Raw genomic sequence first — 21883 nt, forward strand, 5'->3', positions numbered from 1 at the left:
TAGGCAACGGTTATCTGCTCTGCGGCAGGGATGATGTTACGACGCGTCCCGCGGCGCCCGGCGGGGAGAGTGCGAAATGCCCGTCCGCCTGCATCTCGGCGACGCGCGTTTCAAACTGTGTGGGGCGTGGAAGTTCATAGGCGGGACGTCCGCCGGTCTCGGCGAGGAGCTTGTCGGCGTAGGTTAAAATCAGCTCGGGCGGCATCCGCTTCATGCACATCATGTGCTCGTCGCCTGTGAGCGGGCATTCGTGGATGCGGCAGGGGTGGCACGGGACGGGGGCGCGCACGGAGATGCTCTTTGCATCGTAGGGATAGAAGCCCGGGATGGGGGATGCGCCGAACATGCACAGGACGGGGACGTTCATCGCGACACCGACGTGCATAGGGCCCGAGTCCGTCGTGATAAAGAGGGCGCACCGCCGCAGAAGCCCCGCGAGCGTGCCGAGCTTTACTTTCCCGGTAAAGAGATGCAGATGCGGATGCGCCCGCTCCTGCATCTGCGCAACACAGGCGTCTACAATCTCGACGTCCATGGGGCCGCCCATCACGGCGACATGATAGCCGCGTGTGAGATAGCTGTCGGCGACGGCAGCGAAATAACCGGACTCCCAGCGTTTCGTCCGCCAGCTCGCACCGATATTGAGCGCGACGACTTGATCCTCCGGGGCGAACTCCGCCGCCCACAGGCGCGCAGCCTCTTCCTCCGCTGCGGGCGGCACCCACATCTCGAGCCCTGCGTCGTCGATCGTGCCGATGACGCCCGCATCGCGCAGCGCTGCATAGTGAGAGTGGATCTCGTGCATGATCTTATTTTGATCGGGGCTTACGGTGTCAAATGCGAGGGCAAAGCCCGGCTTTGCATATCCGACGATGCGCCGCCCACCCGAGAGTGCGGCGAGCGCCGAGGCGCGTTCGTTGCGGTGGAGATTGACGACGAGATCGTATTTTTCTTTCCGCAGCTTCATCGCAAAGCGGAGGATGCCGAGGAAGCTGTCGTCCTTCCCTTTTTTATCGATGAAGAGACAGCGATCGATATGCCGGTTCTCGCGCACGATGTCGGCGAGCAGAAGGTCGGCGAGGAGGGTGATGCGCGCGGCGGGGTAATTGTGCCGGAGCGTGCGCAGGACGGGCGTCATGAGCATGAGGTCGCCGAGGTGCATGAGGTTGATGACGAGGATGTTTTCGTACATGCGCCCTCAGTCCTTTGCCTGCATATAATACAGCTTCACATATTTTGCCATCGTGTAAAACGCGTGGAACGCGGCAAGGACAAAACCGAGCCGCCCTTCGAAGATGCCGCCCTGCAGGATGTAAAACCGAAAGAACGCAAACGGCGGATCGAGCAGCACTTTTGCAAACGAGCAGGTCTTGCCCGCCGCATGTTGACGCTGTGCCATCAGCATCGTGTATTGGTTGAATTTTTGAAAATAGCGATCCCAGCTCGTATATGTGTAGTGGTAAAGCTCGCCTGCAAGCCGCCGCACGGGCAGCTCCGTACGGGCACGCTCATGGACAAGCCCCTCCCAGCGAACGGCATCGCGCGGGAAAAACCGCAGGCATAGATCGGGACGATGCCCGCCGTAACGCATTTTCTGCCCAAAGGCGATATTGACACGCTTGATCTCATAGGCAGCCTTGGGGTTCTCCTCCGCGATGCGGCGCATCGTCTCCCCCGCCGCAGGACTGACGCGCTCGTCCGCATCCAAATAGAGCACCCAATCCGCCATCGTCTGCGTGAGTGCAAAATTGCGCTGTGCGGCAAAGTCCCCCGCGAGCAGGTGAGAAATAACGCGCGCTCCCGCCTCTGCCGCGATCTCGCGCGTCAGATCCTCGCTCTCATCATCAATCACGAGGATCTCATCGGCGAACGCCGCACTCCGGATGCACGCGCCGATATGGGCTTCCTCATTGTGCGTGAGAATAATCACCGCGATTTTCACAAAATCCTCCTTGCCGGTTCGGTCATGCATCGCCGGAAATGAGCGGCATCGCCCGCGCCATCACCTGCTCCGGCGTAATCACATCAAGGCAGTCGAGCCCGAGCGGGCAAACGCGCTTCATGCAGTGCCGACAGGGGCGGTCGATCTCGATGACGTTCTCTCTCTGCCGGTAGAGCCCGTTGCGCGCGGGCGGCCACGAACCCATGAGCATGAGCGTCGGCGCACCGACCGCATCCGAGAGGTGCGTGGGCCCCGTATCGCCGCCGACCACAACGCACGCGCCGCGCAGGAGCGCGGCAAGCTCGGGGAACGTCGTCCGCCCGACGAGCGACGGCGGGGCTTCCTCCGAGAGTGCCGCGATCTCGTCGGCACGCCGCTCGTCTGCCGCGCCGCTCCCCACGAGGAGCGGCGTGATTCCCGCCGTGCAGAGCAGTCCCGCCAGACGCGCAAAATGTGCCGCCCGCCATATCTTATTCGCCCGGCTTGCCCCGACGATCAGGACAGCATAGGGACGATCACCGCCGCAGACCGCCGCGCGCTTTTCCGCCGCAGCGCGTGCGGCATCCTCCGGGATCTGCAGGGGGAAGCGAATCTCGCGCACGGCACAGCCAAGGGCGCGCGCGACGTCGAGATTCTGATCGACGATGTGCCCGCCGCTATGCGCCCCCCGCACGGGGCGCGAGACGAGCCACGCCCCCTCGCGCATAAAGCCTGTGCCGATCTTTTTATCTGCACGCACAAAAAAAGCGATCGCCGCCGACTTAAACAGCCCCTGCAGATCGAGTGCCGCATCGTACCTCCGCACCCGAAGAAGCCGGCGAAATGCCGGAAAGCCGCGCCGAAAGCCCACCCAAGTCCGCAACTCCTTTTTCGGAAAGACGAGCACCTCGTCCACCGAGGGACACATGCGGACGATGTCATATGCGGGCGGCTCGACGACCCACGTGATGTGCGCCGCGGGATACGTTTCCTTGATCGCGTATGCCGCGGGGAGCGCATGAACGACGTCTCCGATCGCGCTGAGTTTGACGATGAGGACGCTGTTCACGATTCCTGCATCCGCCGGATGATATTCGTCGTGGACTTCCCTGCCACGAGCGGGATGAACGCGACCTCGCCGCCATAACCTTCGACGATGCGCGCCTCGGGCAGTGTCTCGCGCGTATAGTCCCCGCCCTTGACATAGACGTCGGGGCGCACCTCGGCGATGAGTTCCTCCGCCGTATCCTCGCCAAAGATCACAACTGTGTCCACGGATTTCAGCGCGCCGACGACCTCCGCGCGGTCATGCTCATCGTTGACAGGGCGCGTCTCCCCCTTCAGCCGGCGCACGGACGCGTCACTGTTGAGTCCAAGGATCAGATAGTCGCCGCACGCCCGCGCCGCCGCGAGGTAGCGCACATGCCCCGCGTGGAGGATGTCAAAACAGCCGTTGGTAAAGACAACGCGCTGCCCCGCCGCGCGCAGCGCCGCGGCATATGCACGCACCTCGTCCCGCGGCATCAGCATGGCAACCTCTCCTCTCTGCGCGCGGCAGTGCACGACGCTGCGGCACATAGTCCCGCAGCGTCTTTTACCACGGCGTGAACTCCCATTTAATTTTAAGCGAATTCTGCTTCGACCGCCAACGCAGAATGATCTGCGAACAGTGCAGGTCATGGAACCAGTAGTAATCGACATCCGTCCACGTCCGCGGCTCCTGTGCATATTTACCGCCGATGGCAATGCGGTTACGCTTATCAATCCGCAGGCTCATGCCGACCTGCCAGACCTTTGAATAGTCCTCTTGACCGTAGGCAAAAAGCGCATTCTGCTTTGTGTTCTTGGTATAAAGATAGCCGACATACGCAGCGAGGCGATCGTTAAACTCCTTTGTAAGGAACGCGCTCGCGTTCATGCCCTGCACACGCGAATGATCGTAGCTTTCGCGCGTGATGGAATATCCCGCCGCAAGATCAAGCTCAAATCCGTGAAAGGGTATCGTATCGTGCGCAACGGAGATGCCGTAGACCCAGTGATTGCTGTGGATGCCGCTGCCGTACCAGCGCCCGTACTCGGAACTGAGGCTGTAGTGAATCGGTGACTTCCCGATGCGCTGTCCATAACCAAGAATGAGCGAAGGTTCCTTTTTGATCCACTCGCTGTCACTATCCTCATAGTTGCCGTAGGTCAGGAGTGCACGCGCCCCCCCATTCTCCCAGCCGAGATCGTAGTGCGTGCGCCACCCTCGATTCGTCGTCACGTGGAGGTTCACCGCCGCCGTCACGCGCGGCGCAACGGTCTGTTCAAAGGTCTGTTCCACCCACGCCCCGTCGTCGCTGTCATAACCCGCGCGTGGGAAATTTCTCTGTATGGGATGCGAAACGTCCACCTCATGGCGTTTCTTTGTGAAGATCACTTTATTCTTCAGCCAAAACTTCACATTTGTGAGCACGAGCCGTTCCCCCGGATACAGCTCTGCCACGTCCGCACTCAAATGATAGTCGGGATGCTGGGCGCTGCACTTCGTCTGTGTGCCGTCGTAGACTACAATTTTATCGGGGTAAAACTCAAACCGCTTCCCGGTCATATAGTAGGCGCCGACCTTGCCCGCCGCCTCGTCCATCGTCCCCGTGCGCTTTTGATAATTGTAGTTGATGTGATAGCCGTCGAGCGTAACGCGCGCCGCGCCCTCGGTGAGCTGGAGCAGATGTGCGCGGTCGGGAATAGAGACGTCTCCGGAGGTTGTATTCCCCTCCACATAGTCCCCTTGGAACCGCCGCGCCGCGAGCTGCACAATATCGACATGCCCCTTCGCCGTGAACGCGCCCGTACTCTGATCGTAGGTGAGATCGTCGCCCTCAAAGGCGATCGGCGAAGGCTGCGCAGCATCCACAGGATGCCTCAGATATTTCCGCATCGCCTCGACATCCGCGAGCAGTTTCTCCTGCTCCGGCGTGAGTGCGTTCGCACGCGCTTCGCGGCGGCGGTTCTCGATGAAGTCCAAATGCTGCATCCCCGTCTCGCCGTCCGCACTGTACGCCGCCTCGACCGCCTGCGGAAATAATGTACAGGCGGCGGTGAGCGCGAGTAAGATACGCTTTTGCAAGGCTGTGGTCATGGGCGCATTCTCCTGTCTTTTCAAAAATAATTGCACGTCTATACTACATCATAAACGGAATTTTCGCAACCAAAAAGGGGGATGCAGTGCGGCGCCATACACAGATAAGATAAATTTGACGCGCTATGCGATTTCCTCTATAATGGAACGGATATGAAAGCGAATGTGGGATCGGGGATCCCCCCAAAGGAGGCGTTGATGCGGATGCGGCGATACAGTGTGCGTGGACTCCTGCTCGCCGCTCTCGTGTTCCTCATGGGACTCGGTCACTGCGCGGCGGCAGAGGATATGCAGTTCGTCGATGCGGACGGTGACACGGGCTACTATGTGGATACACTCTCCATCGTGCGCGTGTCGGAGGCGGAGCGCGACGCCGTCGTTGCTGTCGTGAAGGCGGCGGAGAATCGGCGCTATCTCTATCGGATGCGTTTTGACCGCGCGCAGAGCACCTACCGCATTTTTTCCACGCAGGTGGAAATTTACGACACGAAGGAAGTCCTGCGCACCGTCCCCGGCATAGACGCGCCGCAGCACTATACGCCCGGCTCGCCCATGCGGAGCATTGTAGACTTCATCGAGGAATTTCTGACGGCAGAAAAACAAACGGCAAAGTAGGAGGATGATCTATCCATGCGAGAAAAAATCTGCGCACTCATGCTGACCTTTGTGCTCGTACTCACGTCTGTGGGCACGGCATTTGCAGCGGAACCGCCGAACGCGGTACAGTCCAAACTGGCGCTCATCGAGCAGGATACCTACGGCAAGGAACAAACGGGCGCACTCATCGACCGCATCAACCGGCTTGAGCGCGACTACGACGGCAAACACCGCTCGGGCAGCCTGATGGCGCGCATCGACGCGCTCTACGAGGAAATCTATACGACCGGCACCGTACCGTCCGTGCTGATGGATCTCAACGCGATCGAGTGGAACATCAGCCACGAGACGAGTATGCGCTCCGTGCAGGAACGCATCGGCGAGATGGAGATGTCACTCCTCGGAAAAACGGAGGACGGCACATTCAAGAAGCGCATCTCTGCACTCAGCACCGCTTCGTTCGGCACGAAGGATATTCCTGTCGTCCCCGTGACCGTCCCGGCGAATACGCTCATCAAGGTTGCGCTCGTCACGCCCGTCAACGCAAAAAACCTCAAGGTGGGCGACACGATTGAGTACCAGGTCGCGGACGACGTATTCGTCAACGATACACTCGTCTTTACGAAAGGTTCGCGCGGCGAGGGCACGGTGACGAAGGTACGCCAGTCACGCAATTTCGGGCGCAACGCACAGGTCGAGATTGACTTTAACAACACAAAGGCGCTCGACGGCACCTATGTGACAACCTACATCGGCGAAGAGGCGAAAAAGGAAATGCAGCATCTGGCGATGGCGGCAGGCGCATCGCTCGCGGGCATGGCTGTGCTCGGTCCCATCGGAATCGTTGCGGGCGCTTTTGTCCGCGGCAAAAACGTCGACCTCCCCGCAGGAACAGAATTCTACATCCAGACAAAGGGCGAGACGACGCTCTACGGTGTACAGACCACCTATGACAGCGCCGCCTCGTTCCAGCCTCCTGCATCAACGCAGTCGGGTACGTCGGCAGATGATACGGCGGGGTATGACGACAGTGTCTATGATGACGCGACATAAGGTGCATCATAGGATTTTCATCCGCAGCGTCCATCTTCTTAGCCCTTGAACACGCTGTCCCACTGCAACGAGTTCAAGAGTAAGGCATCGCCGCCCCTATCGAGGCGGCACAACACACAAATCTCCATAAAAAACGGGACTGCTGCCCAGAATGCAGCAGTCCCGTTTTACTGTATCTGATTGATTATTTATAGCGGACACAGCGTCCACGCCCTCGCTTATGACACTTGATTATCCACCAGTGCGCACACCGTTCGGCAATTACTTCACAAAGAATCCCGCGAGCTTCATATTCCGGTCATAAGTGAGACGATAGACGACCGCCGTCGCCTTGTACCCGACTGCGATCTCACCGATTGCAATAACCTCGTCCCCTTGACGCAGCGCAACCATATACGGCTTGCCGAACGCCACACGCGCCCCCCATTTCGGCGCGAACTCCGCTTTTGCTTCATTCACGAGCTGCTCCGTGAGTCCCGAACGCATCTGGTCGGTTGCGCTCGCCTGCAGCGCCGCAATGTCGCCCTTTTCAAAGAGGTCAATTGTCGCCTTCATCTGTTCCTCGAGCTTCGCCACGGTAAAGACACCGCTCTCCTCGATGGACATCTGCACAACCTCGGGTGCAGCCTGCTGCTGTTCCGCCGGCGCTTCTTCGGCGAACGCCGCAGGTGCGGCAACGGTACCGCCGAGCATCAGCCCCATGCAGAGCGCACATACGATACGACGAAATTTCATCATCATCTACTCCTTTGAACCAAACATTTTACTTCACACAAGAAAAACATGCCAGCGACTCCACACACTCCACGGAGACCTCGCGGTAGAGCTTTTGCAGACGCATCGTAAGACTCTCCTCCGTGTCATACGGCGGCGTGAAAAATCCCATGCGCTGATAGAGCTGCGTGACGACAAACGTCGTCCGCGGGTTCTTCCCCAGGATGAACACCGAGCCTGTCAGCCGCCCGCCCGGACGCAGTACGCGGTGCACCTCCGCCCATGCGCTCTCCTTGTCCGGGAACGCGTGAAAGCCGTTGATGGATACCACCGCGTCGAAGAAATCATCCTCGAACGTCAGCTGTCCGACATCCCCCTCGACGAAAGCGACGTTGCGCACGCCGAGTGCATCCGCCCGCGCCCGCGCCGCCGCGAGCATCGCGGGCGAGTAGTCGAGGCAAGTGATGTCGGCGTCCGGGAGTTCCGCGTAAACGGGAAGCGAGAGACAGCCCGTCCCGACCGGCACCTCGAGCAGCCGCCCCGCAAATCCCTCGTACGCCGCGCGCAGCGCGAGCCCCACATAGCGCGCAACACCCGCGCGATCGAGCCCCCACACGAGCCGTGAGACGAATTTCCCCGACCATGTACTGTACGTCATCATGCCGTCGTACAGATTCGCAAGCCGCCCAACCGATCGGTACGCCCCGCGGATCTTTTCGTACCGCCGCTGTTCCTCGTCCATCATGAAATCCTTTCTCCTATCGATTTCGTTATTGTACCATAAATATGGCGGCTGTTCAAATCTTCACGATATGGACAGCGTTCTGATTCGGTGGTAGAATTCGCATATACTCTATTTTCTCCGTACAGCCTCGAACCCGATGGACATGTGATGAACCGCTTGACAGATCGATGAAGGGAGACGAATATGCAACAGCACTTCTATACGGTACTTATTCTCGCAGCAGCGATTGCCGCGGCGGGCTGCGGCACGACTGCTGAAAAGGAAATGCCGCCTCCCCTCGTGCGAACGGTCACGGTCGGCGATGCCTCTTCTACAGGCGACACGGGCTATGCCGGCACGGTGCGCGGACGATACGAGACAAAGCTCGCCTTTCAGGTCGGCGGACAGATTCTCTCGCGCAACGTGAACGTCGGGACGCGTGTCCGCGCGGGCGATGTGCTCATGGTCATCGACGCGCGCGACGTACAGCAAAAGGCGAACGCCGCGGATGCGGGCGTTGCCTCGGCGCGCGCACAGATGCAGCTCGCGCGCACGAATCTCGCGCGCTATGAGGAGCTCTACGCCGCACAGGCGATCTCGGCGGCAGCGCTCGATCAGTACCGCGCACAGGCGGACGCCGCCGAAGCTGCCTATCGTCAGGCGGCGGCGCAGAGCACAGAGGCGAGCAACGCGCTCGGCTACACACACCTCGTTGCAGGTGCGGACGGTGTCATATCGAATATCACGGTCGAGGAGGGTCAAGTCGTCGCCGCGGGGCAGACGGTCATGACGCTCACGCAGGAGGGCGCGCGCGAGATCGAGATCGCCGTTCCGGAGAGCCGACTATCGGATGTCTCGGTCGGTATGCCCGCCGCCGTGACGCTCTGGGCAGACGATATTGCCTATACGGGCACCGTGCGCGAGATCGCCCCCGTCGCCGATGCCGCGACGGGCACCTATACTGCACGCATCGCGCTCACGAATGCTCCCGCGGAGCTGCCGCTCGGCATGACGGCGCATGTACGTCTCGCCGCGGCGGATGCGGCGGGCGCAGTGATCCCGCTCTCCGCGCTCTATCAGACGGGCAATACGACAGGCGTTTACATCGTCGCGGACGGCGCGGTGCATCTCCAAACGGTCACGGTCACGGCATTTCATGATAACGACGTCGTCGTCACGGGACTCCCCGCAGGCGCCGTCGTCGTGACGGCGGGCGTCCACCAACTGCACGAGGGAGAGGCGGTGCGCACACAATGAGGAATCTCACTGAGCTCTCGCTGCGCCATCGTTCCCTCGTTTGGTATTTCATCATCGTCTTCGCCGTCGGCGGCGTCTTCGCCTACCGGTCGCTCGGGCGCATGGAGGATCCCGCGTTCACCATCCGCCAGATGGTCGTCTCCGCCGCATGGCCGGGCGCAACGGCAGAGGAGATGCAGGAGCAGGTCACGGACAAGCTCGAGCGCCGGTTCCAAGACGTCCCGGGGATGAAGCAGATCAAGAGCGAGACGCGCCCCGGGCAGACCGTCATCTATCTGGAGCTGCGCCCCGAGGTGGACAAGGCACAGATTCGCCCGACGTGGCGCGACGTGCATAACTTCGGCGAGGACGTAAAGCGCGATTTGCCGGACGGCGTGCTCGGTCCCTACTACAATGACCGCTTCGACGACGTCTACGGCTCGATCTACGCCGTCACGGGCGCGGACTACTCCTATGAGGAGCTGCGCGCGATGGCGGAGGATGCCCGCCGCCGCATCCTCGCCGTGCCGAGCGTGCAAAAGGTCGTCCTCATCGGCGTCCAGCACGAGCGCGTCTACGTCGAGATCGCGCTCGACCGCCTCGCGCAGCTCGGCATCAGCCCGCAGGTCATCACGGACGCTCTGGCGGGACAGGATGCGATGATGACGGCGGGGCGCATCGAGACGGAGACAGACAACGTCTACCTGCGCGCCTCGGGCGTCTTTGAAAACGTCGAGGATATCCGCGCGCTGCCCATCGCCGCGAACGGGCGCGTCTTTCGTCTCGGCGACATCGCAAAAGTCGAACGGCGCGACATTGATCCCGCCGATCCGAAGATGTTCTACAACGGTGCCCCCGCCATCGGCATCGCCGTCTCCATGGCGGACGGCGGCAATATCCTCGAACTCGGGCAAAATCTCTCGGCACTCACCGCAGAGATCCGTGCAAACCTGCCGCTCGGTGCACAGCTCAGCGAGGTCTCAAACCAGCCCGCCGTCGTGCAGAACTCCATTGACGATTTCGTCGAGACGCTGCTGCTCGCCGTCGTCATCGTGCTCGCCGTCAGCTTCCTCTCGCTCGGACTGCGCACGGGGCTCGTCGTCGCGTGCTGCATCCCGCTCGTGCTCGCGGGCACGTTCGTCGCGATGTATATCCTCGGCATCGACCTGCACAAGGTCTCCCTCGGCGCGCTCATCATCGCGCTCGGTCTCCTCGTAGACGATGCGATCATCGCCGTCGAGATGATGAGCGTACAGCTTGAGCGCGGCATGGATCGCTTCGACGCCGCGTGCTACGCCTTTACCCAAACGGCAAAACCGATGCTCACGGGCACGCTCATCACCTGCGCGGGATTCATCCCCGTCGCCTTTGCAAAGGGGCTCGCGAGCGAGTTCTGCGCCGCGCTCTTCCCCGTCATCGGCATCGCGCTCGTCCTCAGCTGGATCGTCTCCGTCATGGTCGCGCCGCTGCTCGGGTACTACCTCATCCGTGTGAAAAAAGAAGCGGCCGCGCACGATCCGTATGCGAGCCGCTTCTACCGCCTATTTCGCCGCGTACTGACCGCATTCCTCGCGCATCGCGGCATTGTGCTCGCGGGGACGGCGCTCGTATTCGCGGCATCCCTCGCGGCGTTTCCGCACATCAAGCAGACCTTTTTCCCACCGTCCCTGCGCCCCGAACTGCTCGTCCGGCTAACCCTGCCCGCAGGCGCGTCCATGCAGGCGACGCAGACAGAGTCGGATCGGCTTGCGGCGATCCTCGACGCGCATATGGACAAAATCGAAAACTACGCGTACTACGTCGGCAGGTCTACGCCGCGGTTCGTCCTCACCGTCGATCCGAAGGCGGACGCCGACAACACGGCGCAGTTCGTCATCACGGCGAAGGGCACGGCGGAACGCGAGCAGCTTGCCGCGCTGATCGGAGACGCACGCCGTGACGAGCTCTCGGGCGCACGCGTCACGACGCAATACATCCAGACGGGGCCGCCTGCCAACTTCCCCGTCATGCTGCGCGTCTCCGCCCCCACCGCGGACGAAGCACGGCGCGTTGCCGAGGAGGTCGCTGCGATCGCGAGCAGCGACTCCGCGACCGCGAACGTACACCTCGACTGGACGGAGAAAACGAAAGCTGTCCGCATCGATTTTGACAAGGAAAAACTGAAACGTCTCGGCATCACTGCCAAGGCTGTCAAGCAGATGCTCTACACCGAGCTCTCGGGCGCTCAGGCAGCGGAGTTCTACACGGGCGACCGCACGATCGGCATCGCTCTGCGGCTTGCAGAGCCAGATCGGACGAATATCGAGCGGCTCGGGGAGCTCCCCGTCGCCACGTCCGGCGGATACATCCCGCTCGCGCAGATTGCGCATATTTCCTACGAGGCGGAAGATGGATTCATCAAGCGCCTCAACCTGCGCCCGTCCATCCTCGTACAGGCGGAGGTCACGCAGGGCGAGGGCAACGACGCCGCACGCCGCATTTTCGCCGCGACGAAGGAGCTGCGCGATGCTCTCCCCGCGGGAACGACGATCGAGACGGCGGGCGCGCTGGCGGACTCCGCGGACTCCATGAGCTACCTCGTAAAGCCCGTGCCCGCCATGATTTTCATCATCATGACGCTCCTCATGATACAGGTCGGCAGCATGGGCAAGATGACGCTGACCATCCTCACCGCACCGCTCGGGCTCATCGGCGTCGTGCTCGCGATGCTGCTCACGGACTCCGCCGTTGGATTCGTCGCGTATCTCGGCATCCTCGCGCTCTTTGGCATGATCATCCGCAACTCCGTCATCCTCATCGATCAGATCAAAAAGCATGAGGACGCGGGCGAGCGACCCATGGACGCCATCATCGACTCCGCCGTCCTGCGGTTCCGCCCCATCATGCTCACCGCAGCCGCCGCCATCCTCGGAATGCTGCCCCTCATGCGCAGCATCTTCTGGGGTCCCATGGCGGTCGCCATCGCGGGCGGACTCATCGTCGCCACCGTGCTGACACTGCTGGTACTCCCCGTGATGTATGCCGCCGCGTATCGCGTGAAGTGAAGAGAAATCAAAAAGCTATCGCATAGAAAATTCATGCGATAGCTTTTTAATTTCTATTCGCGGCTCAGTGTATCTTTCTCGCTGCTGCGCAAACGACGCGGCAGTGCGGTGTCATTATCTAGTGCGTTCCGCCGCACAGTCCTGCGGACTGCAAAGCGGCAGTCTCACACCCTCCTTTTTAGCTCCTCAATGTGCCGCGCCGCCCTTCAGGTTTTATGCTTCGCAGCGTCGATAAGACACCCGTTCGCTGCACCTCACAAAACGGTGGTACACGCCACATCAAACTGTACCGTAGTGACGCGGAAGTTTCGATGCATAGCTAGGCATGAGGAGAACGCGAAGGAGTCGTAGTTAAAAACCTACGTCGACTGAAGCGTTCGACGATATAACGACGGTGGGCGCAAAAATCCCGCATCATAACCGCACCCTAAGTGACGCGGAAGTTTGGATGCAGAGCAAGGAACTAGAAAAATCCAAGGAAAGGCGTAGACAGAGCCTACGTCGACCGCAGGATTTTTCGCAGTGACACAGCTATGCGCCAAAATCCCGCGTTACATTTCGTAAGGGTAGAAGACTAGTTCCCCCTCTTTATACTCTCCAATATAAATATCCTTCAGCTCATATCCCGCCTCGCACAGTGCGCCCTTTAACCACACGCGGTCTTTATCGATGAGTTCGAGGGCGTCGTCGTCGATCTGCCCGTCAAGGATGAGCGGATAGCGCGCATTTTGCTCGCCGTACTGGATGACGGTGAGCTGCCCGTTCGGCTCGAGCACGGCGCGCTTCACATCCTTAACGAAGTAGACGCCCGCCATGCGCAGTTTCAGATGAATGTCGTGCGCAAGCAGACCGTGCCGCATGCACTCCTCCACCTTGAGTTTGCCGCGCTCGATGAGGACGGCGGGGCGTCCGTCCACGAATGCCTTGAGCGTGCTGCTTGTGGACTTTAGATATTTCAGAATCAGGACGAGCAGCGTCCACGCGATGAGCTCGAGGACGAATTCGAGCACCGAGATGTCGTTGTTGTAGATCACGCCGCCGATGATGCCGCCAAGCACATAGTTCTGCACCTGATCCGTCGCCGAGCTCGGCGCGAGGTTCCCCTTGCCGAGCAGATTGATCTGCAGAATGAGACACAGGAGTCCGAGCGCGAGCTTCACGAGTACGAGCGAATAGACGATCATGTCAGTCCTCCTTATCCACGATCTGCACATCCCGACTCATCAGATGCGTCCGATCATAGCGAAACGAGGTAAAATCCGCATTGAACGTCACGGTGTAGTATGTCCCGTGCACGCTGACGATCATCCTCTGTTTCAGATTGGTCGAGTTCGTCCGCACCTCATTCACCGTGACGCCGAGATCATCCGCGATGCGGTGCAGGAACAGCGCCATGCGCGATGTCTGCTCCCGATCGCTCCTCGTCTGCGTATAGCCCTGTACTGAACGCCGCCGAGAAATAAAACGGTGAGCAGCAGAATAACGATGAGATCACGGTAGCGCGAGACGAACCGGCTGCACAGATATTTGAAAATCACAAAGAGCAGCGCCGCCAGCGCGAGAAACGAAAGCGCATACTGCACGGCATCGCTGATCTGACTGCGCTGCACGATATAGGCATAGGTATAGAACTGCAAGTGTTACCTCCCGATATTTCTGCAAAAGTTCAATGATCGTATAGATTACTACGCCGCCGCCCATGCATCAATAGCCCCGTATACACAGACCGAAATACGACATGTATTCATGCATTTTATTTCTTTTCTTCTGTATTTTCTGTTATAATAGGACTATCATCCAAAGAAGAAACGGCAGCATAGCCGGCGGGATGAAGATGTGTTCTGTGTATTGTGGGATGTGTTCCGCATCCCGGCGGGAGTTGAACGCCATGAAGGGTGAGCTGTTTATCAAAGAAAAAAGGTGCAAAGGCTGCGGTATCTGCGCAGCATTCTGCCCGAAAAAGGTGCTCGAGGTGAGCCTCCTCGGCAAGATCACGCCCGTCCGTCCCGACGATTGTATCGCGTGCGGGCAGTGCGAGATGCGCTGTCCCGACTTTGCGATATTCGTGGAGCGGAGGGCAGTCGTATGAGCAAAATAAAATCCGCTGCCCGGCTGATGCAGGGCAACGAGGCGGTCGCCGAGGGCGCGGTCGCGGCGGGGGTGACCTTCTTCGCGGGCTACCCCATCACGCCGTCGACGGAGATCGCGGAGCAGATGGCGCTCTTGCTGCCGAAAATCGGCGGCACGTTCCTCCAAATGGAGGATGAGATCGGCGCGATGGGCGCGATCCTCGGCGCGTCGCTCGCAGGGGCTAAGGTGATGGACGCGACGAGCGGCCCGGGCTTTTCGCTGAAACAGGAGCTGATCGGCTACGCCGCGTGCGCGGAGATTCCCTGCGTCCTCGTCAACGTCCAGCGCGTCGGTCCCTCCACGGGACAGCCGACCGCGCCCGCGCAGGGCGACGTGATGCAGACGCGCTGGGGCACGCACGGGGATCACCCGATCATCGTGCTCTCGCCGTGGAGCGTCCGCGAGTCGTTCGACATGGCGGTCATGGCGGTGAACTACGCGGAGCGGTTCCGCTCGCCCGTCATTCTGCTGACGGACGAGATCGTCGGGCATCTGCGCGAGAACGTCACCCTGCCCGCGCCTGAGGAGCTAGACATCTACCCGCGCCGCCTGCCGACCAAGACACGCGCCGAAGGCTACCAGCCGTACGCCGTGGGCGAAGACCTCGTCCCCAACGTCGCACGGTTCGGCGACGGCTATCGCATCCATGTGACGGGGCTTCTCCATGACGAGACAGGCTTCCCCTCGGGCAGTCCCGCCGTGACCGAGACCATGCTGCGCCGCCTGCATGAGAAAATCGACCGCGTGGGCGAGGAGATCATCCATGTGGAAGAACATTTTATGGAGGGCGCGGACTTTGCCGTCGTCAGCTACGGCGGCACGGCACGCACCGCCTACGAGGCTGTCCGCGCGGCACGTGCGGAGGGTCTTCCCGTCGGTTTCCTGCGTCTCCAAACGATTTGGCCCTTTGCAAATGCCGCGATCGGCAGACTTGCCGACCGCGTGAAGAAAATCCTCGTTGCAGAGCTGAACTACGGTCAGCTCGTGCATGAGGTCACGCGCGCGGCGCACGGCACACCCGTCCGACCCTGCCTCAAATATAATATGCTGGACTTCACCCCGCAGGAGATTCTTGCGGAGATTCGGCGCATGTGTGAGGAGGGACGGGCATCATGACGGATACGCATACAAATCTGCACGCGGACATCGACCGCGGCTACGAGCAGTTTTTCCGGCAAAACCGTCTGCCGCACCTCTGGTGTCCCGGCTGCGGCAACGGTACGGCGCTCAAATGCATCGCCGAGGCGATCGAGGGCGCGGACGGCATCACGCAGGACAACACGGTCATCGTCTCCGGCATCGGCTGTTCCTCGCGCGGGTCGGGCTACATGGACTTTGACACGGTGCATACGGCGCACGGGCGCGCCATTCCCTTTGCCACGGGCATCAAGCTCGCGCGCCCCGAGCTGAATGTCATTGTCATTACAGGAGACGGCGATTGTACTGCCATCGGCGGCAATCATTTCCTGCACGGCTGTCGGCGCAACGTCGATCTGACGGTCGTCCTTTTCAACAACAATATCTACGGCATGACGGGCGGGCAGACCTCGCCGACGACGCCCACGGGCATGTCCACGACGACCGCGCCCTACGGCACGGTTGACCGCGTGCTCGACGCCTGCCGCATTGCCGAGGCTGCGGGAGCGACCTATGTCGCGCGCTCGACGGCGTTCCACGTCAAACACCTCACGCAGATGATTGCGGGCGGTCTCGGGAGTCACGGGTTCTCTCTCATTGAGGCGATCGTCCAATGCCCCACCGCCTACGGACGCCGGAACAAGATGGGTACGCCCGCCGCGATGCTCTCGTGGATGCGCGACCACGCCGTCATGAAGAGCGCGTGGGACAAACTTCCACCCGAAAAACGCACGCCGGACAAATTCCCCATCGGTCTCCTTTATTCGTGCGAAGGCGCGGAATACGGCGCGGCAAATACCGAGATCATGCGCCGCGCGGGAGGGCTTTGACATGCAGAAAGAACTTCGTCTCTCCGGCTCGGGCGGACAGGGCGTCATCACCGCCGCCATCATCTTTGCGGAGGCGGCAACCGCGTGCGGTATGAACGTCGCGCAGTCGCAGTCCTACGGTCCCGAGGCACGCGGCGGCGCGTCCCGCTCCGAGGTCATTGTAAGCGATGCCGCCATCTACCACCCGCACGTGGAGCACCCCGACATCGTGCTCGCCATGACGCAGGCGGCGGCGGATAAATACGCGGGCGACCTCGACGACGCGGACGGTATCCTGATTGTGGACAGCGAGCTCGTCCCTCATGTGCCGCACGCCGCGCACATCGTCTCCGTCCCCATCACCACGCTCGCTATCGAAAAACTTGGCAAAGCCCTCTTCGCGAACATCGTCGCCCTCGGCGCCATCACGCGTGTCGCGGATCTCGTCCCCCTCTCCGCCGTCGAAGCCGCCGTGAAAAACCGCGTCCCGCCGCATACCGTGGAGCAGAATATGCAGGCGCTCATACTCGGCTACGAGGCAGCGGTAGAAAGTAAGGCCTGACCGTTAAAAGGGCTCCTCCACATTGCACTATAAGCAGCAATGTGGGGGAGCCCTTTGTTTTGTTGCCTTTATCCTTTATCAGATTCCTTATTGTAAACATCCTTAAGCAGTGTCTCTTTCCGCAGGGCGCGGCATTCGCAGGTATGCGCGTCGTCGGGGACGCTGCGGATCGTTGAGAGGAGGATGTCGCCGATCATGGGCGCATCGTCATAGAAAATCTGTGAGAGTGTATCGTGCGACCACGGGCGGATGCCCTCGCCGTAATTGACGACGAAATACAGCCCCGCATAGCACGCGCCGATCTCACGCGCGAGGTAGACTTCGGGCGCAAGGCTCTGTCCGACGATGTCGGCATGCCCGCGCAGCATGGCGATCTCGGCGGGGCTCTCGAAATGCCGCCCGTCCGTGACGGCGTAGATGCCGCGGTCAAAGATGCGCCCCGTGTAGCGTTTGCGCGTCTCCGCGACAAGCGTCTCGCGCATCTCGCGGCAGAGCGCGTCGCGCATGACGAGGAGATACCGCCCGTCGAGCATGACGTCCTTGCGCATGGAGAGGTCGATGTAGTCGTCGGGGATGAGGAAATCGCGCGGGTCGAGCAGGGGGTTGACCGTGCCGACGCCGCCCTCGGAGAGGATGCGCCGCACGCCCGCCGCGCGCAGTACCCAAAATACTTGGCGCGACGCGTCCGCGCGCGTGACGCCGCTGCGCCAGCCGTGCATCCGACAGGTCAGTACGCGCCGCCCCGCCACGGAAAAAAGGCGGACCGCGGGGCTCTCCCCGTACGGCGTTGCGAAAACAAGCCCGTCCGCGATGATCTCCACATCCGCCGCCCCGGATGCGCGCGGAAAATCGCTCGAGAGCGTCCCCGACCCGCCGATCACGGCATACCCCGCCTGCGGCACATCCTCTGCGGGCAGTATCTCCCGCTCCGTCTCTGCGCTCATCTCAAAACCTCCGTATCACGCGGTAGCGCGTGTCGCGCTGTGCGGGTTCGCGCCCCGCGCCGCGGATCATCTCGATCATCTTGCGGATCGACATATTATACGCCGTGCCCGCCGCGCGCACGACGTTCTCCTCGAGCATGATACTCCCGAGGTCGTCCGCGCCGAATGCGAGCGTGAGCTGTCCGATGCGCTCCCCCTGCGTCACCCACGATCCCTGTATATGCGCCACATTGTCCATGTAGAGCCGCGTGACGGCAAGTGTCCGCATGTAATCCCAGCTCGATGTCTTTTCCCCGCCGAGCGCGGTGTTGCCGGGCTGGAACGTCCATGTAATGAACGCGCGGAATCCGCCCGTCTCCTCCTGGAGCCGCCGAATGTGCTCCATGTGCTCCACGCGTTCCTCCGGGGTCTCGCCGAAACCGATGACCATGGTCGCGGTTGACTCCATGCCGATCTTATGCGCCGTGCGCATGACGCGCAGCCAGTCCTCGGTCATGATCTTCTTCGGAGCGATGAGCCGCCGCACGCGGTCGACGAGGATCTCCGCGCCGCCGCCGGGGAGCGACGCGAGCCCCGCATCTTGGAGCCGCCGCAGCGTCTCCTCGACGGAGATGCCCTCCTTCTCGGCAAAATACAGAATCTCCGTCGCCGTGAAGGAGTGAATGACGATGGAGGGGTATGCGTCCCGTATCGCCCGCAGCATGTTCTCGTAATACGAGAGCGGCAGATCGGGGTGAATCCCGCCCTGTATCATCACCTGCGTGCCGCCCGACGCCGCCGTCTCGCCGACCTTTTCGAGGATCTCCTCCATGGGGAGGAGGTAGCCGTCCGCCGCGCCGGGCTTCGTGTAGAACGCGCAGAAGCGGCATTCGTTCACACAGATATTCGTGTAGTTGATGTTGCGGTCGACGATGAACGTCACCGTGTCGCCGAACCGCCGCGCGCGCTCCGCATCCGCCGCGCGTCCGAGCGCGATGAGATCGCCGTGCGCGAGCAGCTCCGCTGCTTCCTCTGAGGAAAGTCTCATGCCTCACCGACCTCCTCCGCCGCCGCAATCGGGCGATAGAACGTGTCGCGCTCCACGGGTTCATAGCCCGCCTCGCGGATCATCGCGTCGAGCTCACGGCGCGTGATGCCGGTCTGCGTCTGCGCGCCCGCCGCGTGGATGATCTTCTCCTCGCCGATCGTGCCGTCGAGGTCGTCCGCGCCGAATGCGAGCGCGAGCTGCGCGATCGGCTGCGTCAGCATGACCCAGAACGCCTTGACATGCGCGATGTTGTCGAGCACGAGTCGCGAAAGCGCGAGCATCTTCATATCCTCCCACGAGCCGACACGCCGCAGTTTGCGCTCCGCGCCGAGGGCGGTGTTCTCGGGGTGAAAGGGAAAGAGCATGAAAGCCTGAAAGCCGCCCGTCTCATCTTGAAGCTCGCGCAGGGCGATGAGATGGTCGATGCGCTCCTCGACGGTCTCGATGTGTCCGTACATCATGGAGGCATTCGTCCGTATGCCCAGCGTATGGGCGATGCGCATACAATCAATCCACTCCGCGCGCGTCGCCTTGTTCGGGCAAATGATCTCCCGCACACGGTCGGAGAGAATCTCCGCGCCGCCGCCCGGCAGAGACGAGAGCCCCGCCGCCTGCAAGTCGGTGAGGATCTCGCGCACGCTCCGCCCCTCCGTCTTTGCAAAGTTCACGATCTCGACGGGCGTGAACGCCTTGATGTCCGCGTCGGGGAGCGCCGCGCGCACCTGCCGCACGACGCTCTCGTAGTAGGAAAAGGGACGGTCGGGGTGCAGTGCGCTGACGATATGAATCTCAGTGAGACGCGGCGTTTTTCGTGCCGTCTCCAAAATCCGCGCCACGTCATCCGTCTCCATGATATAGCCGCGCGCGTCGCCGCGTTCCACCTGAAACGCGCAGAGCGGACAGTTCGCACTGCATATATTTGTCAAATTGATATGGCGGTTGACGGTATAGTAGACGTCCCTGCCGCTCGCACGCTCCTTCGCCGCGCGCGCCCATGCCCCGAGCGCGAGGAGGTCGTTGTCCTCGTAGAGCGCGAGCGCATCCTCCCGCGTGAGGCGCGCCCCGCGCTCCGCGGCGGCACGCGCAGATCTTTTATCCCTCATCAGCTTGCTTATCTCCTTATCACACTCCCGTCAGTTTAGCAGAGCATGCGGTATTTTGCAAATTGTACGCGCGCTCCATCCTTGCTTTTTTCGCCGCCCCGTGCTAGCATAGGCACATTATCTATGGGGAGGGGAATTTACTTTGCCGCAGCTTTCTCAGCCGATCACCTACCGTACGCTGCTTTCGTTCGCCGTGCCGATGATGATTTCGCAGGTCTTTATGAATATCAATTTCATCGTGGACGGCATCTTTGTCGCGCACGCGGTCGGGACGGACGGGCTGTCGGCGATCAATATTGTCCTGCCGTCGCTCCTCCTGACGATCGTCTGCGCGACGATGTTCGGCACGGGCGGCAGCGCTCTTGTCGCGGCGCAGCTCGGCGCGGGCGAGCGGCTGCACGCGCGGCAGAACTTCTCTCTGCTCGTCGCGGTCGCCGTGCTCCTCAGCACGGGATTTTCCGTCCTCGGGCTCGTCTTCCTGCGCCCTCTGCTCTATGTGCTCGGTGCGGACGACGCGCTCTATCCGCTCTGCGCAACGTACGCCGTCCCGCTCTTCATCTCGACGCCGCTCACGATGGCGGGGCTCGTCCTCGACATCTTCCTCATCGCGGCGGGACAGCCGCGGCTTGCGATGCTCTCCTCCTTCGTCGCGGGACTGACGAATATCTTTCTCGACTACACGTTCCTCTTTGTCCTCGATCTCGGGCTCGTCGGCGCGGCGCTCGCAACGGGCATCGGCTACTCCGTCTCCGCGTTCGTCGGATTTTACTACTTCGGCATACGGCGGCGCGGCACGCTGCGGCTCGTGCGCCCCGCGTGGCGGCTGCGCGCGGTGCGGAACGCCATGGGCAACGGCGCGAGCGAGATGGTGACGCAGCTCTCCATGGGCATCTTCATGATCGTGATGAACAATACGATGATGCGCCTCGCCGGCTCGGACGGGGTCGCCGCCGCCTCCATCGTGGACTATATTTCGCAGCTTCTCGCCGCGGTCTATCTCGGATATGCCGAGGGCGTCGCGCCGCTGACGAGCTTCAACTACGGGCGCAAAGACAGCACCGCGCTCCGCGGGATTCTCCGGCGCAACCTCATTCTCATCGGTGGGTTTTCGCTCACAATCGCAGCGGTTAGCCTCATCATCGCGGCGCCGATCACGCAGATCTTCGTCCCTGCGGACTCGCATGTCTACGACCTCGCCGTGACGGGATTCCGCCTCTATGCAATCGGCTTCCTCTTCGCAGGGTTCAGCACCTACGGATCGTCCTTTTTCACCGCGCTCGGCGACGGACGCACCTCCGCCCTGCTCTCGTTCTGCCACACGATGCTCTTCCTCCTCGGCTTCCTCCTCCTGCTCCCCCGATTCTTCGGCATCCACGGCGTCTTTATGGCGACACCCGCCGCCGATTTCCTCGGCGCATCGCTTACATTCCTCCTGCTCTGGCGGAAGCGAAAGAAATACGATTATCTGTAGAGAGAGACGGGGCGTTGCACGAAACTAAAAACTTCGTGCAACGCCCCTTCTTTGTACCCCTTCCACCGGCTGGCGCGGTCCCCCTTCCCCGTCAAACAGGGAAGGCTTAGGATAAAACGGTATATCAGCGTCCCCCGCAAACGGGGGAAGTGGCGAGCACAGCGAGCCGATAGGGGGCATGCAACAGTCCATTTTTGTTTCCCAAACTTTACCCGAAAGACCTATTGAAGCCGCCTTTTATCCATACTATCATAAAGTAGATAAATCGTCCCATAACATGGCGCACAGAA

20 protein-coding genes and 1 pseudogene are annotated in these 21883 nt (G+C 61.2%); 9 read left to right on the top strand and 12 right to left on the bottom strand.

Annotated elements, in window-relative coordinates; translation table 11 throughout:
• Window positions 1-10: 10 nt before the first annotated feature.
• From K341_RS0107840 to K341_RS0107860, 5 genes are all read right to left on the bottom strand, one after another.
• Window positions 11-1192, bottom strand: a complete 1182-nt coding sequence (locus K341_RS0107840) for a glycosyltransferase family 9 protein (RefSeq protein ID WP_026762419.1) — start codon at window positions 1190-1192, stop codon at window positions 11-13.
• Window positions 1193-1198: 6 nt separating this feature from the next.
• Window positions 1199-1942, bottom strand: a complete 744-nt coding sequence (locus K341_RS0107845) for a glycosyltransferase family 2 protein (RefSeq protein ID WP_026762420.1) — start codon at window positions 1940-1942, stop codon at window positions 1199-1201.
• 22 nt (window positions 1943-1964) lie between these two features.
• A complete protein-coding gene (gene waaC, locus K341_RS0107850; RefSeq protein WP_026762421.1) occupies window positions 1965-2990 on the bottom strand; it encodes a lipopolysaccharide heptosyltransferase I in 1026 nt (341 codons plus the stop codon).
• Window positions 2987-3451, bottom strand: coding sequence for a D-glycero-beta-D-manno-heptose 1-phosphate adenylyltransferase (gene rfaE2, locus K341_RS0107855; RefSeq protein ID WP_081657290.1), 465 nt, complete (start codon window positions 3449-3451; stop codon window positions 2987-2989). Before rfaE2 ends, waaC begins: the two co-directional genes overlap by 4 nt.
• Window positions 3452-3515: 64 nt before the next feature.
• Window positions 3516-5042, bottom strand: coding sequence for an LPS-assembly protein LptD (locus tag K341_RS0107860; RefSeq protein WP_026762423.1), 1527 nt, complete (start codon window positions 5040-5042; stop codon window positions 3516-3518).
• A gap of 198 nt (window positions 5043-5240) precedes the next feature.
• On the opposite strand from K341_RS0107860, the gene K341_RS0107865 reads away from it, so the two are divergent.
• Both K341_RS0107865 and K341_RS0107870 read left to right on the top strand, forming a co-directional pair.
• A complete protein-coding gene (locus tag K341_RS0107865) occupies window positions 5241-5657 on the top strand; it encodes a hypothetical protein (protein ID WP_081657291.1) in 417 nt (138 codons plus the stop codon).
• 15 nt (window positions 5658-5672) lie between these two features.
• Entirely contained in the window at window positions 5673-6692 is a 1020-nt protein-coding gene (locus tag K341_RS0107870) for a hypothetical protein (protein ID WP_026762425.1), read from the top strand.
• A 261-nt stretch (window positions 6693-6953) separates the two neighbouring features.
• On the opposite strand, the gene K341_RS0107875 is transcribed toward K341_RS0107870, so the two are convergent.
• Together K341_RS0107875 and K341_RS0107880 are read right to left on the bottom strand one after the other, a co-directional pair.
• Window positions 6954-7430 (bottom strand): DUF3887 domain-containing protein, encoded by a 477-nt coding sequence (locus K341_RS0107875; RefSeq protein ID WP_037349521.1) that lies wholly within the window; start codon window positions 7428-7430, stop codon window positions 6954-6956.
• Between the two features lie 25 nt (window positions 7431-7455).
• The gene (locus K341_RS0107880; RefSeq protein WP_026762427.1) at window positions 7456-8151 is read right to left on the bottom strand and encodes a class I SAM-dependent methyltransferase; all 696 of its coding nucleotides are present in this window, start codon (window positions 8149-8151) and stop codon (window positions 7456-7458) included.
• A 183-nt stretch (window positions 8152-8334) separates the two neighbouring features.
• Here K341_RS0107880 and K341_RS0107885 point away from each other — a divergent pair, with 183 nt between their 5' ends.
• On the top strand, window positions 8335-9387 hold the full coding sequence (locus K341_RS0107885; RefSeq protein WP_026762428.1) for an efflux RND transporter periplasmic adaptor subunit: 1053 nt from the start codon (window positions 8335-8337) through the stop codon (window positions 9385-9387).
• On the top strand, window positions 9384-12410 hold the full coding sequence (locus K341_RS0107890; RefSeq protein ID WP_026762429.1) for an efflux RND transporter permease subunit: 3027 nt from the start codon (window positions 9384-9386) through the stop codon (window positions 12408-12410). Before K341_RS0107885 ends, K341_RS0107890 begins: the two co-directional genes overlap by 4 nt.
• A 551-nt stretch (window positions 12411-12961) precedes the next feature.
• Here the strand turns inward: K341_RS0107890 and K341_RS0107895 are convergent.
• A complete protein-coding gene (locus K341_RS0107895; RefSeq protein ID WP_026762430.1) occupies window positions 12962-13594 on the bottom strand; it encodes a DUF421 domain-containing protein in 633 nt (210 codons plus the stop codon).
• Window position 13595: 1 nt separating this feature from the next.
• Window positions 13596-14047: pseudogene (locus K341_RS11695) on the bottom strand (DUF3290 domain-containing protein).
• Between the two features lie 251 nt (window positions 14048-14298).
• On the opposite strand from K341_RS11695, the gene K341_RS0107905 reads away from it, so the two are divergent.
• From K341_RS0107905 to K341_RS0107920, 4 genes are read left to right on the top strand one after another with little or no spacing between them, the layout of a single operon-like run.
• Window positions 14299-14499: a 4Fe-4S binding protein gene (locus tag K341_RS0107905; RefSeq protein WP_009658625.1), complete on the top strand. Its 201-nt coding sequence runs from the start codon at window positions 14299-14301 to the stop codon at window positions 14497-14499.
• Window positions 14496-15656, top strand: a complete 1161-nt coding sequence (locus tag K341_RS0107910) for a 2-oxoacid:acceptor oxidoreductase subunit alpha (RefSeq protein WP_026762431.1) — start codon at window positions 14496-14498, stop codon at window positions 15654-15656. The genes K341_RS0107905 and K341_RS0107910 overlap by 4 nt, the downstream gene beginning before the upstream one ends.
• A complete protein-coding gene (locus tag K341_RS0107915) occupies window positions 15653-16507 on the top strand; it encodes a thiamine pyrophosphate-dependent enzyme (RefSeq protein ID WP_026762432.1) in 855 nt (284 codons plus the stop codon). The genes K341_RS0107910 and K341_RS0107915 overlap by 4 nt, the downstream gene beginning before the upstream one ends.
• Window position 16508: 1 nt before the next feature.
• Window positions 16509-17048, top strand: a complete 540-nt coding sequence (locus tag K341_RS0107920) for a 2-oxoacid:acceptor oxidoreductase family protein (RefSeq protein WP_026762433.1) — start codon at window positions 16509-16511, stop codon at window positions 17046-17048.
• 68 nt (window positions 17049-17116) lie between these two features.
• Here the strand turns inward: K341_RS0107920 and K341_RS0107925 are convergent, their stop codons facing one another.
• The 3 genes from K341_RS0107925 to mqnE are packed head-to-tail and all read right to left on the bottom strand — an operon-like array spanning window position 17117 to window position 20122.
• Window positions 17117-17992, bottom strand: a complete 876-nt coding sequence (locus tag K341_RS0107925; RefSeq protein ID WP_051217782.1) for an MTAP family purine nucleoside phosphorylase — start codon at window positions 17990-17992, stop codon at window positions 17117-17119.
• A gap of 1 nt (window position 17993) precedes the next feature.
• The gene (gene mqnC / locus K341_RS0107930) at window positions 17994-19019 is read right to left on the bottom strand and encodes a cyclic dehypoxanthinyl futalosine synthase (RefSeq protein ID WP_026762435.1); all 1026 of its coding nucleotides are present in this window, start codon (window positions 19017-19019) and stop codon (window positions 17994-17996) included.
• On the bottom strand, window positions 19016-20122 hold the full coding sequence (mqnE, locus tag K341_RS0107935) for an aminofutalosine synthase MqnE (RefSeq protein ID WP_026762436.1): 1107 nt from the start codon (window positions 20120-20122) through the stop codon (window positions 19016-19018). The genes mqnC and mqnE overlap by 4 nt, the downstream gene beginning before the upstream one ends.
• A 142-nt stretch (window positions 20123-20264) precedes the next feature.
• Between mqnE and K341_RS0107940 the strand changes: the two genes are divergently transcribed.
• Window positions 20265-21593, top strand: coding sequence for an MATE family efflux transporter (locus tag K341_RS0107940; protein ID WP_026762437.1), 1329 nt, complete (start codon window positions 20265-20267; stop codon window positions 21591-21593).
• Window positions 21594-21883 lie beyond the last annotated feature (290 nt).

The organism is Centipeda artemidis DSM 19719 (genome assembly GCF_000426665.1).
In the GTDB taxonomy this organism is placed as follows: Bacteria; Bacillota; Negativicutes; order Selenomonadales; family Selenomonadaceae; genus Centipeda; species Centipeda artemidis.

What these genes read in the sequence shown, in the direction of transcription:
- mqnE (WP_026762436.1), bottom strand. Translation starts at nt 20,122, where the DNA reads ATGAGGGATAAAAGATCTGCGCGTGCCGCCGCGGAGCGCGGGGCGCGC.
- K341_RS0107920 (WP_026762433.1), top strand. Translation starts at nt 16,509, where the DNA reads ATGCAGAAAGAACTTCGTCTCTCCGGCTCGGGCGGACAGGGCGTCATC.
- K341_RS0107925 (WP_051217782.1), bottom strand. Translation starts at nt 17,992, where the DNA reads ATGAGCGCAGAGACGGAGCGGGAGATACTGCCCGCAGAGGATGTGCCG.
- K341_RS0107885 (WP_026762428.1), top strand. Translation starts at nt 8,335, where the DNA reads ATGCAACAGCACTTCTATACGGTACTTATTCTCGCAGCAGCGATTGCC.
- K341_RS0107910 (WP_026762431.1), top strand. Translation starts at nt 14,496, where the DNA reads ATGAGCAAAATAAAATCCGCTGCCCGGCTGATGCAGGGCAACGAGGCG.
- K341_RS0107880 (WP_026762427.1), bottom strand. Translation starts at nt 8,151, where the DNA reads ATGATGGACGAGGAACAGCGGCGGTACGAAAAGATCCGCGGGGCGTAC.
- K341_RS0107890 (WP_026762429.1), top strand. Translation starts at nt 9,384, where the DNA reads ATGAGGAATCTCACTGAGCTCTCGCTGCGCCATCGTTCCCTCGTTTGG.
- K341_RS0107870 (WP_026762425.1), top strand. Translation starts at nt 5,673, where the DNA reads ATGCGAGAAAAAATCTGCGCACTCATGCTGACCTTTGTGCTCGTACTC.
- K341_RS0107905 (WP_009658625.1), top strand. Translation starts at nt 14,299, where the DNA reads ATGAAGGGTGAGCTGTTTATCAAAGAAAAAAGGTGCAAAGGCTGCGGT.
- K341_RS0107860 (WP_026762423.1), bottom strand. Translation starts at nt 5,042, where the DNA reads ATGACCACAGCCTTGCAAAAGCGTATCTTACTCGCGCTCACCGCCGCC.
- rfaE2 (WP_081657290.1), bottom strand. Translation starts at nt 3,451, where the DNA reads ATGCTGATGCCGCGGGACGAGGTGCGTGCATATGCCGCGGCGCTGCGC.
- K341_RS0107915 (WP_026762432.1), top strand. Translation starts at nt 15,653, where the DNA reads ATGACGGATACGCATACAAATCTGCACGCGGACATCGACCGCGGCTAC.
- K341_RS0107895 (WP_026762430.1), bottom strand. Translation starts at nt 13,594, where the DNA reads ATGATCGTCTATTCGCTCGTACTCGTGAAGCTCGCGCTCGGACTCCTG.
- K341_RS0107840 (WP_026762419.1), bottom strand. Translation starts at nt 1,192, where the DNA reads ATGTACGAAAACATCCTCGTCATCAACCTCATGCACCTCGGCGACCTC.
- K341_RS0107875 (WP_037349521.1), bottom strand. Translation starts at nt 7,430, where the DNA reads ATGATGAAATTTCGTCGTATCGTATGTGCGCTCTGCATGGGGCTGATG.
- mqnC (WP_026762435.1), bottom strand. Translation starts at nt 19,019, where the DNA reads ATGAGACTTTCCTCAGAGGAAGCAGCGGAGCTGCTCGCGCACGGCGAT.
- K341_RS0107865 (WP_081657291.1), top strand. Translation starts at nt 5,241, where the DNA reads ATGCGGATGCGGCGATACAGTGTGCGTGGACTCCTGCTCGCCGCTCTC.